The following is a 13,635-nucleotide window of genomic DNA, read 5'->3' on the forward strand; positions in this document are numbered from 1 at the left end:
ACCCGGCCGGGCCGTGAACGTGCTGCTCACCGTGCTCGAAAGCTCACCTCACGGTGCTCGAAAGCTCCACCCGTGGTGTCTGAACGGTCCGCTCAGGGGTAGTTGATCACGTTCGTCGGGACGGTGCCCGGCTGGGTGACGCCACCCGTGTCGTTGACCACGTGGGTGATGGTGCCCTTGTAGTTGAGCGAGACCGTCAGCAGGTTGTGCAGCTTCACGCCCGGGTTGTTCGGCACCTCGAACGCGTGGTACGCGCTGACGGAGGGGTTGACGTTGAAGAAGCAGTAGCTGCCCAGGCCCCACGCCTCGTGCGAGGTGACGTTGTCCGCGACCTTGTACGCGGCGTAGCCGTTGAGCCCGTTGGGGCTCTTCCAGCCGGCCTGGTCCGGCACGTCGTACGGCATCTCGTTCTGGAAGAAGATCGTCCGGCCGCGCTGGCCGTTCCAGATCACCTGGTACTTCTGGTAGTGCTCGACGAACAGGCCGGTGGCGAGGACGTCGTTGCCGTTGACGATCACGCCGGTGTCGCCGAGCGCGGTCGTCCAGTCGTACGTGCCGGGGTTGCCGTGGTCGGCGCGCCAGGCCCAGGTGTGGTCGATGATCGTGTTGTTGCTGTTGACGATCAGGCTGGTGGTCGCCTTGCCGGCGATGGAGCCGCCGATGCGGAAGAACACGTCCTGGAGCGTCGTCGGGTTGGCCGCGTGGTTCGCGGTCGAGCCGGAGTGGCCGACGGTCAGCAGCGCCGCCGACCTGGTCGTGCCGGCGTCGAAGAGCAGACCCTTGAGCCGCACGCCGTCGACGTCGGCGACCTGCATGGCGTCGACGCCGTTGTCCGGGATCAGCGTCGGGTAGCCGATGCCGAGCACGACGGTGTTGGCCTTCGTCACGTTGAGCGTCTGGTCCAGGTGGTAGACGCCGGGGGTGAACAGCAGGTGGCAGCCGGAGGCCAGCGCTGAGTTGATGGCCGAGGCGGTGGCGCCGGGGCGCACCACGTAGAACTGGCTCATCGGCAGCGAGGTGCCGGGGGTGCTGCCGCCGGCCCAGCTCGGCCCGGAGGCGTTCGTGCGCAGCGCGGGCTGGAACACCCGGTACTTGCCGGAGCCGTCGACGTAGAGGTAGGGCACGTCGCGGGAGACCGGCGTGGTGCCCAGGGTGGTCACCGGCGGGTTCGGGAAGGTGCTGGCCGGGGCGCCGGTGGTGCCGGAGAACACCATGTTCCACACGCCGCCCTCCCAGCTGCCGTAGCTGGTGTCCCGCGTGTACCACTGCTGCTGGGAGATCGACGCGGTCTTGCCGGACACCCTCGTGTCGGCCGTGTAGCCGCCGCTGGCGAAGCCGTAGCTCGCCGGGTAGAGCTGGAGGTCTCCGCGCACGTCGATGCGGCGGAACGGGGCGGCCTGCGCCACCGCCCAGCGGTTGGCCCCGCTGCTCGGGTTGATGGCGAGGTTCTCCGCGGAGCGCCAGAAGTTCTGGAGCGCGACGCCCTGGTCGGACTCGTTGAAGGCGTCGACCGTCACGTCACCGTTGATCACCACGTCGCCGGGGTTCTGCCCGAGACCCGCGACCGAGGTGTAGTAGCCGACGTTGTCCTTGACGTTGTAGGTGCCCGGCTTGAACAGGTGGGCGACCCGCCTGTCGGTGAACTGGGCGCTCAGCGTGTCCTTCTGCGCGGCGAAGTCGGCGTCGAGCTGCGCCTGGATCGTCGCGGCGGGCATGCTCGGGTCGAACACGCGCGTGTTCGGGCCGAGGTTCGGGGTGTCCGACTGCGTCGGGCAGGACGCCGCAGCGCCGATCGTGTAGGTGGCCGAGGCCACCGCCGAGGTCGTCGAGCCGCTCTTGAGCGCGACGGCCCGCACGGTCGTCGTGGCCGAGACGGTGATCGGGCCGCTGTAGAGGGCCGACGACGCGGTGGGCGTCGACCCGTCCAGGGTGTACCGGATCGTCGCCCCCGCGGTCGCGGTCGACAGCGTCACCGACTGCGCCGAGGAGTACGTGCCGCCCGCCGGGCTGAAGGTGGGCGTGGCGACCGCGCCGGTGCCCCCGCCGTGGGTGTACGTGAAGTGGGGCGTGTCGTACTGCGGGCCGCTCTTCTCGTAGGTGAACCAGTACTCCAGCGCGGTGCCGGTCGACAGGGAGCCGACGGTGTGCTGCCAGGTCCCGGCGTTGTTCGTCATCCGGAGGTTCTGCTGGTTGGAGCCGTTGACCAGGTAGTGGAGGTCGACGTAGCGCGAGGGCGTGGCGGGTGTGAAGGCGATCTGCGCCTGGGTGGAGCTGAGCGGCGCGACGCTCTGGGTGTAGTCGGCCGCGGCCGCGGAGGCCCCGCCGACGCCGGAGGCGAGCAGCAGGGTCGAGGACGCGACGGCGGCGAGGGCGACGAGACGGGCACGCCAGCGCGCCCCTCTCCGTCGCGGGTTCTGAGGGCTTGTGGACATGGTGCGGTACCTCCAGGCAGGGAAACCGTGGCCGAGCACCTGTGAGAGCGCTCTCACCAAGGAGACGGTAAACCGCGAAATCCTGAGAAGGAAGAGGCGAGGGCCAGAAACACCCGCAACCGCTGCGTCATCCGGCGGTGACCGGGTGTTCACGAGCGGGGCTGCCCACCCCGCGCCCACCGCCGGTCGGCGCCTCAGCCACCTCATGGCGACGGTGCCGGCGCGGGGAGCGCGACGAGGTGGCCCGGCAGCAGACCGGGTGCGGCCGGTCCCCGCACCCGGCTTCCACCTCGGTTCCGACACGGACTTCTCGCGCGTGCCGCTGCCGCGCTCGCGGACTCCGCGCTGAGCGCGCGCTGCGGGTCCCGGCGGTGAACGGGAGACTGGGAGCATGTGCGGCCGATACGTCAGCTCCAGTTCCAGCGCGGACCTCGCGCGCGCGTTCGACGTCGACGACGTGGTGGGCGAGGACCTCTCGCCCTCGTGGAACGTGGCCCCGACCCAGCAGGTGCGCGTCGCGCTGGAGCGCGCGGAGCAGGAGGAGGAGCCGGTGCGGCAGTTGCGCACCGTGCGGTGGGGACTGGTGCCGTCGTGGGCGAAGGACCGCAAGATCGGCTCGAAGATGATCAACGCGCGGGTGGAGACGCTCACCGAGAAGCCCGCGTTCCGGGCCGCCGCGCGGCGCCGCCGCTGCCTGGTGCCCGCCGACGGCTACTACGAGTGGCAGACCGCCGACGGGCGCAAGACGCCGTACTTCCTGCACGCCGCCGACGAGGAGGTCCTGGCGTTCGCGGGCCTCTACGAGCTGTGGCAGGACCCGGAGCGCGCCGAGGACGACCCGGACCGCTGGCTGTGGAGCTGCACGATCGTCACCACGTCCGCCCCGGACACCCTGGGCCACGTGCACGACCGCTGCCCCCTGCTGATCCCCGCCGACCTGCGCGACGCCTGGCTGGACCCCGCGCTCACCGAGGACGACGCCGTGCGCGACCTGCTGGCGCAGGTCCCGGAACCCCGCCTGGAGCCCCACCCGGTGAGCACCGCGGTCAACAACCCCCGCAACAACACCCCGGACCTGGTGGCCCCGTCCTGACCCCGAGTTGAGCGTTCAGGCACCCCGAGTTGAGCACTCGGGCACCCCGAGTGGAGCGCCCGCGCCGGGCGAGGTGAGCGCTCACGCCCCGAACGCTCCACTCACCCGACCCGAACGCTCAACTCACCATGCCCGAGCGCTCAACTCACCGTGCTCGAACGCTCAACTCGGGTGGTCGGGACTGGTCACGCGGGGGGCGGGGCCAGCGTGTTGAGCGCGGTGACGATCGTCCGCTCCTCGTGGGCGAAGTGCGCTTCCAGCTCGGCCGTGAGGCGGTCGAGTTCGCGACGCAGCGCGGCGGGATCGTCCTTCCCCGGCACGTGACCGTCCACCAGCCGCTGGATCTCGTCCTGCAAGCGCGCCACGACGACGTGGTCCTCGCCGAGCTTCGTCAGCACCGGCGCGAGCGCGGGGAAGCGCTGCGCCAGCACCGGGAACGCACCCACGTCCTCCCCCGTGTGGTGCTTGGTCAACGCCCCGCAGAACGTCGCGCAGTGCGCCCGCAGTTCCCGCACGAGGTCGCTCCCGGCGGTGCCGCGACCGTCCAGCACCTCGTCGGCGCGACGGCGCAGTTCGGCGAGCTCTCCGCGCAGCCAGTCGTGCACCTCCACGAGGAAGGCGCCCGGCCCCTCGGCGTCCGGGTCGATCCGGTGCAGGCTCACCACCGGGATCACCCGGCTCGTCCTGGTCTGGTACTCGGCGTAGCCGGGCTGCACCTCGGCGATCTTCGCGAAGAGCGCGTCGCGCTCGGCGCCGGTCGGGATCGCCGCCATCGCCTCGAAGGTCTCGGTGCCGGTCTCCACGGTGACCAGCGGATCGCGCCGGATGTTGTGGTACCACGCCGGGTGGGTCGGCGCGCCCATCGCGGAGGCGACGACGAGCGGCTGCCCGTCGATCACCACGTACCCCAGCGGGCTGGTCCGGCGCAGGCCGGTCCGCGCGCCCGTGGTGGTCAGCAGCGCCAGGGTCGCGCCGGCGAACATCCCGCCGACCCGGCCGCCGTTGGCCCGGAACTCCTCGATGACGCCGCGCTGGAACGCGTCGACGTCGAACTCCTGCGGCGCAGTGGTTTCTCGCTCTGTCATCTGGTCTTCTCCTCGTCGATCCACTTCGGACCGGAGGCGGGCTTCCGCCGGAGGGGAGACGACACGGAGCACACGTGAAGGGCCTGGTACGCACTGGAAACCCCGAAGAACCGTCCGGGGGACGGAGGTGCGAGAGACTCGGGCTCGTGCCGATCTCGGGTGGCTGAGAAGCCGCTACCTCCGTGCGTAGGCCCATACGGGGCTCGTGAGGAAACTACCACGGACCCGTGCGGTTCAACCGCGGCGTGGCCGGAACAGCAGCAGCACGGCGAGGCCGCACACGCACAGGCCCAGCGCGATGGCGTAGGCGGAGCGGTAGCCGAGGTGCGCGGCGAAGCCGATCAGGGGCGCGACGATCATGCCGCTGAGCGTGAGGGTGTTGGTGTAGAGCGTCGTGGCGTACCCCGGCCGGTCGGGCGCGAGGTCCTGGAAGAAGGAGATGCCGATCCCCATCACCGCGGAGATCGCGATCGCGCTGAGCACCTGGGCCGCGAGCACCTGCCAGGTGGTCGTCACGACGAGCATCACCGCGTGGTAGAGCATGGCGGCCACGCCGCCGGCGCAGACCAGCAGCCTGCGGTCGAACCTCAGCGCGAGCAGTCCGAGGCCCATGATCAGCGGGATCTCCAGCGCGGCGCACAGGCCGAGCACGAAGCCCGCCTCCTGCGCCGTGCCGTGCAGGTCGGACGTCACGAACAGCGGGATCGCCGTGACGCCGAGGGAACTGGCGCCCTGGAGCAGCACGAACGCCAGCGCCGCCAGCAGCATCTCCCGCCGGAGGTTCCGCCCCTCCCCCGCGACGGGCGTCGCCGACGCGCGCGCTGCGCCCAGCCCCGGCAGCCACAGCGCCGCGACGCCCGCCGTCAGCGCGTACACCGCGGCGGTCACCCCGAACAGGCCCGCGTACCCGGTCTGCGCGACGAGGACCGCGGCCAGCGGCGGGCCGATCACCCAGGCCACGGAGAACAGCGTCCGCAGTCCGCTGATCACCATCGGCGCCCGTTGCGAACCGCCGTCGTCCAGAGCCTGCCGCGCGTAGGCGAAGGTCTGCGACATCAGCGACGACGCCACGGCCGCGAAGGTGGCCGAGACCAGCAGCAGGAGCCAGTACTCGCGCACGAGGGCGAACAGCGCGTACCCGCCCGCACCCGCCACGCCGCCGATCACCAGCAGCGCCCTGCGCACCGGGCGTGCGTCGGACAGCCGCCCGAGCAGGGTGTTCGCCACCAGGCCCGCGATCGGCGCGACCAGCAGGAACACGCTGAGGCGCACGGGGGAGACGTGCAGTTCGTCGGTGAGGAACAACGCCGTGAAGGGCATGGTCAACGCGGCCGCGACACCGACCAGCACGCTGACCGCCGCCAGCGGCACCATCGGTCGCCCCGAGACGGGAGAGGCTTTCTGAAGCGCTACAGACACGCCTCCAGTGTGGCGACGAAGGCCGAATTCGCGAAATCTTTTAAGATCGATCCCGAGTGGTGACACCGGACGGAACCGGGTCCCACCTCCACACCAGCGGCGGCCGGCCGCCCTTGGGCAGCGCGGACGCGTGCTGCGCGGTCCGGCGCAGCCCCGGCACGCGGTCCATCGTGCGGCCCAGGTTCGCCGGGTAGGGCCGGTCGCCGGTCAGCGCCTCGGTGACGTCCAGCGCCTGCGCGGTGGTGAACTCGGCGCCCAGCAGACCGGCGGTGAACGCCGGATCGCGCCAGAGCCGGTCCCGGAACAGGGGGCGGCAGTCCGCCACGATGCGGTCGTGGTCGAACGCCAGGGCGGGCACGTCGCCGAGGGACGCCCAGGTCGGCCCGTCCCGGCCGTCGAGCCGACCGGGGTCGACGGTCGCCCACAGCGCCACCGACAGCGTCGGCCCGCGCGGGTCGCGGGAGGGCTCGTCGAAGGTCGCGAGCTGCCCCACCGCCGTCACCGCTTCCGCGGCCACCCCGAGCTTGCCGGTCACCGCGCGCAGTGCGGCGTCGCGCAGCCGCTCACCGCGTCCCAGCAGCACGCCGGGCAGGGCGAGGTCGCCGCCGAAGGGGTCGTGGGCGCGGGGGGCGACGCCCAGCAGCACCGCGCGGGCGTCCGGGGCGAACCGCAGTGCGAGCACGTCCACCGAGACCAGCGTCGACTCGATGCGCTGGTCGTCCTGTGCCGGGTTCATCCGACGATTCTGGCGCACCGCGCGGGATCAGCGGCGCAGCGGCACCGGCGTCGCGAGCCGGTGGTCGGCCCGGTCCGGGCCGGTGCCGGTCAGCAGCACCGGCGCGTCCAGCAGCGTCTCCAGCCGGTCCACGACGGCGTCCGGATCGCGGGGCAGCTCCTCCAGTCGCGGGGTGCACCGGCTCAGCGACTCCGTCAGCTCCCGCTGGTGCCGCACCGCTCCGGCCGGTCCCAGCGGCAGGCTCGTGAGGTCCGCGCCGGACGGGGTGCGGTGGGCCGTGGCGACGCTCAGCCCGCTCGCGACGCGGTCGAGGTGGGTCACGGCGAGCGCGTCGATGCCGCCGCACGCGGCCGCGGCGTAGCGCAGGAGCACCTCGTCCAGGTGACCCGCCCGCCACGCGCCCTGGTAGCGGCCGGTGCCGTTGTGCGCCTCGGGAAAGCGGTCGAGCACGCCGGGGTCCTCGGTCGGCAGCGGACCGGCGCCGTGCCGGGTCTGGTAGGTGCGCGTCACGCCGAGCACGGTGGCCCGGCGCGCGCCGAGCAGCCCCGAAGCCGCGTCCGGGGTGACCGTCGACCAGGTGGTGTGCGGGTGGAAGCCGCGCCACTGGTCGAGCAGCACGCCCTGCGCGCCCTCGAAGACCAGCCGTCCCCGGTCGGCGCGGCGGCCCACCTCGTCACCGGACACCGTCCGCACCGCCCCGGAGAACTCGCGGTAGAGGTTCACCAGCTCCTCCACGGCGGGGAACCCGTGCTCGCTGCCCGCGATCAGCGGCTCGTAGAACCGCGCCAGGTCGTCCAGCCGCCGCCGCAGGCGAGCCGGGTCGCCGCAGTCGCCGACCGTCGGCGGCGTCCCCGGCGGGCTCGGCACCACCTGGTCCTCCACGACGTCGCCCGGCGCGGACCCGCGCCGCGAAACCAGGGAGTACCAGACCGTCTCGCCGATCCCCCTGCCGCACGAACCGTGCCGGCTCGCGCCCCTGGCGTCCTCGCGGGCGCGGTTGGCCGCGACGTGGATCGGCGTGGTGAGCAGCGCGCCCGCGTCGACGGACACCAGGCCCAGCGGGTCCGGCACGCCCAGCGCCACCAGCTCTCGGGCCTCCGTGGCCAGGGCGATCGGCTCGACCAGGACGTGCCGGGACAGCAGGGTCGGCGTGCCGCAGAGCGTGCCCGACCCGAACTGGCTGAACGTGTGGTGCCGTTCGCCCGCGACCACGTTGTGCGCGGCCTGAGCGCCGCCGTTGAACCGGACGACCGCGGACACCGAGCCGTCCCGGCACAGCGCGTCGACCACCGAGCCCTTGCCCTCGTCGCCGAAGCCGAGGCCCACCACGACGACGTGCCCGTCGGAGATCATCGCGGCCGTCAGTTCAGCGTCACGTCGTCGGGGCCGTCGAGCCCCGGCAGGGCCGGCAGCGTCGCCACGGCTCCCCGCGCCGCGCCGACGCGGACGAGCGCCCGGCCCACCGAGCCGCTCTCGGCGTGCGACCCGACCTCGGCCAGGTCGACCATCGCCTGCTCCAGGTCCACGACGCGCTCCTCCAGGCCGATCGTCGTGGCGATCAGCTCGCACACCGCGCCGGGGTCGTCGAGCTTGAGGAAGTTCTGCCCGAGGATCTCCTGCCAGTGCTCGGCGATCTGCGGGTCGTCGTAGTACGAGGACTGCCGGGGCAGGACGAAGTACACGTGCCAGCGGCGGCTCAGCTCCCGGTACACCGACGCGGGGTCGACGTCCTCGGGCAGGTCGTCGCCGATGATCCGGCGGACGTGCCGCGCCTCCAGCCGTGGCTTGTTCAGCTCGTCGCCGATGATGAACAGGTACCCCTTGCGGCCCCGCTTCCGCCACGCGTCGGTGACGACGTGCCGGGCGACGAAGTAGGCGGCCAGCTCGTAGGACTCGCTCTTCTGCCCGCCGCCGTTGCCCTCCAGGAAGATCGTGCGGAGCTGCTCGTCCATCCGGTTGTCCGACTCGAACTGCCCGACCTGGAGCGGCACGCGGTCGCTGTCGGCGTCACCGATGCCGCCGAACATCAGCTGCGGATCGGTCACGTACCCCTTGCGCTGCAACAGACCGTGCAGCTTGCCGAGCTTCTGCTGCATGATCTGCGGCACCTGCCCCATCGATCCCGTCACGTCGAACAGCACCGCGATCGGCGTCGAGTCCGCGTGGTCGGGCGAGTCCAGGCACTCCCGCGCGGTGACGCCCAGCGGGTCCAGCGAGGGGTCAGCCTTCCAGGCGGTGGACGGCGCCGCCTTCATCGCGCTGGTGTAGCCGAAGTCCGCGATCCCCCTGGCCGCCCGGAAGGTCCGCGCCGCCGCGTACGTGTCGTCGTCCCACTTGCCGTGTCCCACGTCGTTCCCCGTTCTTCTGGTCCGGCAGCACGAACGGCCGGAAGACCCGGTCGCCGTACAGCTCGTCGAGCAGTTCGTCGTACTCGTCCAGCAGATCGGCCGCGTCGGGCCGCGTCCGCGGGTCGTCCTGCGTGCAGCCGCGCGCGAAGGCGCGCTGCCCGGTCTCGCCCGGCCCGAGCAGGCCGAGCATCAGCGCGTGCGTCATGTGGACGTCGGTGGCGGCGGTGACCGGGGCACCGGCGCGGACCTCCGGCGGGTAGGCCGCCCGGAACTCCGCCGCCCCGCTGGTCGCCAGGAGCCGTTGCCCCGGCTCCACGGCGAACGACCAGCCGACCAGCACGATCCCGTGCTGCTCCGGGTGGACCAGCACGTTCTCGGCCACGATCGCGCCGTGCACGAGACCGGCGCGGTGCGCTCCGGCGACCGCCCGCAGCAGGCGGCGGTGCATCCACGCCCAGTCCCGGCCGTCGAGCCCGGCCGGGAACGCCCGGCGCACGTCGGCCAGCGTCACGAACCCGTCCACCAGCGGTTCGAGCACGGTGAACGCCCGCTCGTCCCGCCCCACCGGTCCCGAGGCGTCCACCACCCGCGGGTAGTAGGGGGTGAGCCAGCGGTGCCGGGAGGTGAACTCGCCCAGGGCGCGCAGGGCGTCCAGCTCGGCGTGCAGCAGGGCGTTCGTCGCGGGGTTGCGCACGACCTTCACCACGCACGGGCCGCCACCGCCCTCCGCCAGGTACGCGTTGGCGACGCTGCCGGTCGCGTGCAGCGCGCCGATCCGGTAGGCGTTCCCGGCCGGTGTGCGCAGCGCCGCCGCGCCCGCGCCGCGCGTCCAGTCGTCGTAGAGCCGGGTCAGCTCGGCCGACGCCGCGCCCGCCCTGGCGTCCGCACCGGTCCGGTCGGGGTGCAGCACGGCGGCCAGTCCCCGGAACGTCCGCTGCGCTTCCCGGCGCACCGCGGAGTCGGCCGAGCGCGGGCCGAACAGCACGGTCGCGGACGCGGCCGTCTCGACCCTCCGGAGCGCTTCCTCCCTGGTGAACATAGTTTAAGTCTAGATAACTCAAACCTGGATCGCAAGCGCGTGGTGTCGGCCGGTCGCGTGCGGCCCGATCGACGGAACCGCGGCGTGCCCACCTCGCGCCGGTGCTAGCGTCGAGCCGTGGCCGATCTCAAACCTCGCAGCAGGGACGTCACCGACGGTCTGAAGAGCACCGGCGCACGCGGGATGCTCCGGGCCGTCGGTCTGTCCGACGACGACTTCGCGAAGCCCCAGATCGGCGTGGCCTCGTCCTGGAACGAGATCACGCCGTGCAACCTCTCCCTGGACCGGCTGGCCTCCTCCGTCAAGGAGGGCGTGCACGCGGCGGGCGGGTTCCCGCTCCAGTTCGGCACCATCTCCGTCTCCGACGGCATCGCGATGGGCCACGAGGGCATGCACTTCTCGCTGGTGTCCCGCGAGGTGATCGCGGACTCCGTGGAGACGGTGATGGGCGCCGAGCGGTTCGACGGGTCGGTGCTGCTCGCCGGGTGCGACAAGTCGCTGCCGGGGATGCTGATGGCCGCCGCCCGGCTCGACCTGGCGGCGGTGTTCCTCTACGCGGGCTCGATCCTGCCCGGCCGGGCCACGATGTCCGACGGCTCCGAGCGCGAGGTCACCGTGATCGACGCCTTCGAGGCCGTGGGGGCGTGCGCGCGCGGCCTGATGAGCCGCGAGGACGTCGACGCGATCGAGCGCGCGGCGTGCCCGACCGAGGGCGCCTGCGGCGGCATGTACACGGCGAACACGATGGCGAGCGCCGCCGAGGCGCTGGGCATGTCGCTGCCGGGGTCGGCCGCTCCCCCGGCGGTCGACCGGCGGCGCGACGGGTACGCGCGCCGCTCCGGCGAGGCCGTCGTCGAACTGCTGCGGCGGGGCATCACCGCTCGGGACGTCCTGACCAGGGAGGCGTTCGAGAACGCCATCGCCGTGGTCATGGCGCTGGGCGGCTCCACCAACGCCGTGCTGCACCTGCTGGCCATCGCCCACGAGGCGGAGGTCGAGCTGACGCTCGACGACTTCGCCAGGGTCGGCAGCCGCGTGCCGCACCTCGGCGACCTCAAACCGTTCGGACGGCACGTGATGACCGACGTGGACCGGATCGGCGGCATCCCGGTCGTCATGAAGCTGCTGCTCGACGCCGGCCTCATGCACGGCGACGCGATGACCGTGACCGGCCGGACCATGGCGGAGAACCTCGACGAGCTGAACGCGCCCGCTCCCGACGGCGCCGTCATCCGCACGCTGGCCGAACCGCTGCACCCCACCGGCGGCATCACGGTCCTGCACGGCTCGCTGGCCCCGGACGGCGCCGTGGTGAAGTCGGCGGGGTTCGACGAGACGGTCTTCGAGGGCACCGCCAGGGTGTTCGACGGCGAGCGCGCCGCGATGGACGCGCTGGAGAACGGCACGGTGGTCGCCGGTGACGTCGTCGTGATCCGCTACGAGGGCCCCAGGGGCGGTCCGGGGATGCGGGAGATGCTCGCGATCACCGGGGCGATCAAGGGCGCCGGACTGGGCAAGGACGTCCTGCTGATCACCGACGGCCGCTTCTCCGGCGGCACGACCGGGCTGTGCGTGGGGCACGTCGCCCCCGAGGCCGTCGACGGCGGTCCCGTCGCGTTCGTCCGCGACGGCGACCGGGTGCGCCTCGACGTGGCCGTCGGAACCCTCGACCTGCTGGTCGAGCCCGCGGAGATCACCCGCCGCGGCACCGGCTGGTCACCGCCGGCCCCCCGCTACACCCGCGGCGTGCTGGCCAAGTACGCCCGTCTGGTGGGAACGGCCAGCCGAGGCGCGGTCTGCGACTGACGGTCCACGCGGGGGCGGGGCCACCACGCGGAGCTGGATCATCGCGGCGAAGCGGGCCTCCGGGTCGGTCAGGTCCAGGCCGCCGACCTCGGCCAGGCGGCGCAGGCGGTAGCGGAAGGTGTTCGGGTGGACGTGCACGGACGCGGCCGCCGCGACGACGTCGCCGAAGGTGTCCAGCCACGCCCGCAGCGTCTCGACCAGCCTCGCGCCGTGCCGCTCGTCGTAGGCGAACAGCTCGGCCACCGCCCCGGTCGGTCCGTCGCCGCGCGCCGCGGCCAGGTCGCGCAGTTCCAGCACCAGCGTCTCGACGTGCACGTCGGCCAGCCGGGCGACGCGCCGCGCGCCGTCGCCGTCGCGCAGGACCCGCAGCGCCCGCACGGCACCGGCCCGCGCGTCCGCCAGCTCCACGACGTCCTGCGCGACCCGGCCCACGCCGATCACGGCACGGACGCGGTCGCCGACGCGGTCGAGGAAGTCCGCGGCGATGCGCACGGCGCGCTGCTCCCCGTCCCCGTCGCGGCTCACGGGCAGCAGCCCGTAGGCCACGTCGCCGATCAGCGCGGCGGCGCAGCGCGGGTGCACGGCGCTCAGGTGCAGCGCGAGGGCGTCGCTCAGCCGCTGCCGCTCGGTGGCCAGGTCCGCGTCCGCGCCGGGACCGGGTTCCGGCTCGCGCACCGCGAGGGCGAGCACGACGACCGGCCGATCGGCCAGCCCCAGCCGGCGCAGCGCCTCGCGCGCCGCGACGCCGCCCTCCAGCGCCGTGCTCACCAGGTCGGCGCGCAGGCGGCGCTCGACGTCGGCTCCGGCCCGGATGCGCAGCATGTGCAGCGCCGTCACCCCGGCCGCGTCGCGCAGGGCCCGCGTGCGCTCCTCGCTCAGCGGCTCGCGCACGGCGGCCCAGATCGAACCGAGCACCTCGTCACCGGCGCGCACGGCGACGGCGACGCGCGGCAACGAGAGCGGGGGCCCCGGCAGCGGCTCGACGTACACCGGCCGGTCACTGCGGTACAGCTCGCGGAACACCCCCCGCTCGGTCAGCAGGCGCGAGTACCTCTCCGGGACCTGGCGGCCCAGGATCGTCTCCACCCGCGACGGGTCCGCCTCGTCCTGCCGCCCGGAGAACGCCAGCACTCGGGAGCTGCGGTCCTCGATCGTCACCGGTGCGTCGAGCAGCGCGGCGACCGCGTTGGCCAGCGCGAACAGGTCGCCCGACGGCATCCCGCCCCTGGCCTCGGGCTCGCCGACGTCGCCCTCCGCGAGCAGCGAGCGCAGGAGCGCCGCGAGCTGGGCCCAGGACGCGCCGCGGGTCAGCGCGAGCAGTGCCACGCCGGACTCCCGCGCCGCGGCGGCCAGTTCGCCGGACACCACGACGGGCGCGCGCAGCACGAGCCCGGCCGCTCCCCGACCGCCGAGCGAGCGCAGCAGCCGCACGACCTCCGCCGGTTCGCGCAGTCCCACTCCCAGCACGAGCGCGTGCTGCGGCAGGACCGGTTCCTCCAGCGGGTCGTGGATGACCACGCCACCGACGTGGCCCGGCCGGTCCGCGTCGCCGTGGACGATTTCCAGCAGCGTGGCCCCGAGGTCGTCGAGCACACGGCCGAGGCTGGCGCGGGGTCGCGGGTTCTTCGACACGAGCACCACCCGATGGTAGGAGTCGACGGGTCAGCCCGGTTCGTC

General features: G+C 73.2%; 9 protein-coding genes. 2 read left to right on the forward strand and 7 right to left on the reverse strand.

Features of this window, described 5'->3' with window-relative positions:
- Positions 1-92: 92 nt before the first annotated feature.
- Positions 93-2,432, reverse strand: a complete 2,340-nt coding sequence (locus IMZ35_RS04930; protein WP_199439736.1) for a chitobiase/beta-hexosaminidase C-terminal domain-containing protein — start codon at positions 2,430-2,432, stop codon at positions 93-95.
- Between the two features lie 391 nt (positions 2,433-2,823).
- Here IMZ35_RS04930 and IMZ35_RS04935 point away from each other — a divergent pair, with 391 nt between their 5' ends.
- On the forward strand, positions 2,824-3,525 hold the full coding sequence (locus IMZ35_RS04935; protein WP_199439737.1) for an SOS response-associated peptidase: 702 nt from the start codon (positions 2,824-2,826) through the stop codon (positions 3,523-3,525).
- 185 nt (positions 3,526-3,710) lie between these two features.
- Here IMZ35_RS04935 and IMZ35_RS04940 read toward each other — a convergent pair whose 3' ends face one another.
- The 5 genes from IMZ35_RS04940 to IMZ35_RS31635 all read right to left on the reverse strand — a co-directional run bounded on the left by IMZ35_RS04940 (position 3,711) and on the right by IMZ35_RS31635 (position 9,113).
- Positions 3,711-4,610: a nitroreductase/quinone reductase family protein gene (locus tag IMZ35_RS04940; RefSeq protein ID WP_199439738.1), complete on the reverse strand. Its 900-nt coding sequence runs from the start codon at positions 4,608-4,610 to the stop codon at positions 3,711-3,713.
- 234 nt (positions 4,611-4,844) lie between these two features.
- Positions 4,845-5,984 (reverse strand): sugar efflux transporter, encoded by a 1,140-nt coding sequence (locus tag IMZ35_RS04945; protein WP_199439739.1) that lies wholly within the window; start codon positions 5,982-5,984, stop codon positions 4,845-4,847.
- An 85-nt stretch (positions 5,985-6,069) separates the two neighbouring features.
- Entirely contained in the window at positions 6,070-6,765 is a 696-nt protein-coding gene (locus IMZ35_RS04950; protein ID WP_199439740.1) for an NUDIX hydrolase, read from the reverse strand.
- Between the two features lie 27 nt (positions 6,766-6,792).
- On the reverse strand, positions 6,793-8,118 hold the full coding sequence (locus IMZ35_RS04955) for an adenylosuccinate synthetase (protein ID WP_199439741.1): 1,326 nt from the start codon (positions 8,116-8,118) through the stop codon (positions 6,793-6,795).
- Between the two features lie 8 nt (positions 8,119-8,126).
- Positions 8,127-9,113: a hypothetical protein gene (locus IMZ35_RS31635; RefSeq protein ID WP_199439742.1), complete on the reverse strand. Its 987-nt coding sequence runs from the start codon at positions 9,111-9,113 to the stop codon at positions 8,127-8,129.
- Between the two features lie 1,156 nt (positions 9,114-10,269).
- Here IMZ35_RS31635 and ilvD point away from each other — a divergent pair.
- A complete protein-coding gene (gene ilvD, locus IMZ35_RS04970) occupies positions 10,270-11,958 on the forward strand; it encodes a dihydroxy-acid dehydratase (RefSeq protein ID WP_199439743.1) in 1,689 nt (562 codons plus the stop codon).
- Here ilvD and IMZ35_RS04975 read toward each other — a convergent pair.
- Positions 11,869-13,596 carry a PucR family transcriptional regulator gene (locus tag IMZ35_RS04975; RefSeq protein WP_199439744.1) on the reverse strand — a complete coding sequence of 576 codons (1,728 nt, stop codon included), beginning with the start codon at positions 13,594-13,596 and terminating at the stop codon, positions 11,869-11,871. The genes ilvD and IMZ35_RS04975 overlap by 90 nt on opposite strands.
- Positions 13,597-13,635 lie beyond the last annotated feature (39 nt).

It is taken from the genome of Umezawaea beigongshangensis, assembly GCF_016464305.1.
GTDB lineage: Bacteria > Actinomycetota > Actinomycetes > Mycobacteriales > Pseudonocardiaceae > Umezawaea_A > Umezawaea_A beigongshangensis.

Excerpts from the sequence above, each read along its gene's own strand:
- IMZ35_RS04930 (WP_199439736.1), bottom strand. The coding sequence starts at position 2,432 with ATGTCCACAAGCCCTCAGAACCCGCGACGGAGAGGGGCGCGCTGGCGT.
- IMZ35_RS04935 (WP_199439737.1), top strand. The coding sequence starts at position 2,824 with ATGTGCGGCCGATACGTCAGCTCCAGTTCCAGCGCGGACCTCGCGCGC.
- IMZ35_RS04940 (WP_199439738.1), bottom strand. The coding sequence starts at position 4,610 with ATGACAGAGCGAGAAACCACTGCGCCGCAGGAGTTCGACGTCGACGCG.
- IMZ35_RS04945 (WP_199439739.1), bottom strand. The coding sequence starts at position 5,984 with ATGGTGCCGCTGGCGGCGGTCAGCGTGCTGGTCGGTGTCGCGGCCGCG.
- IMZ35_RS04950 (WP_199439740.1), bottom strand. The coding sequence starts at position 6,765 with ATGAACCCGGCACAGGACGACCAGCGCATCGAGTCGACGCTGGTCTCG.
- IMZ35_RS04955 (WP_199439741.1), bottom strand. The coding sequence starts at position 8,118 with ATGATCTCCGACGGGCACGTCGTCGTGGTGGGCCTCGGCTTCGGCGAC.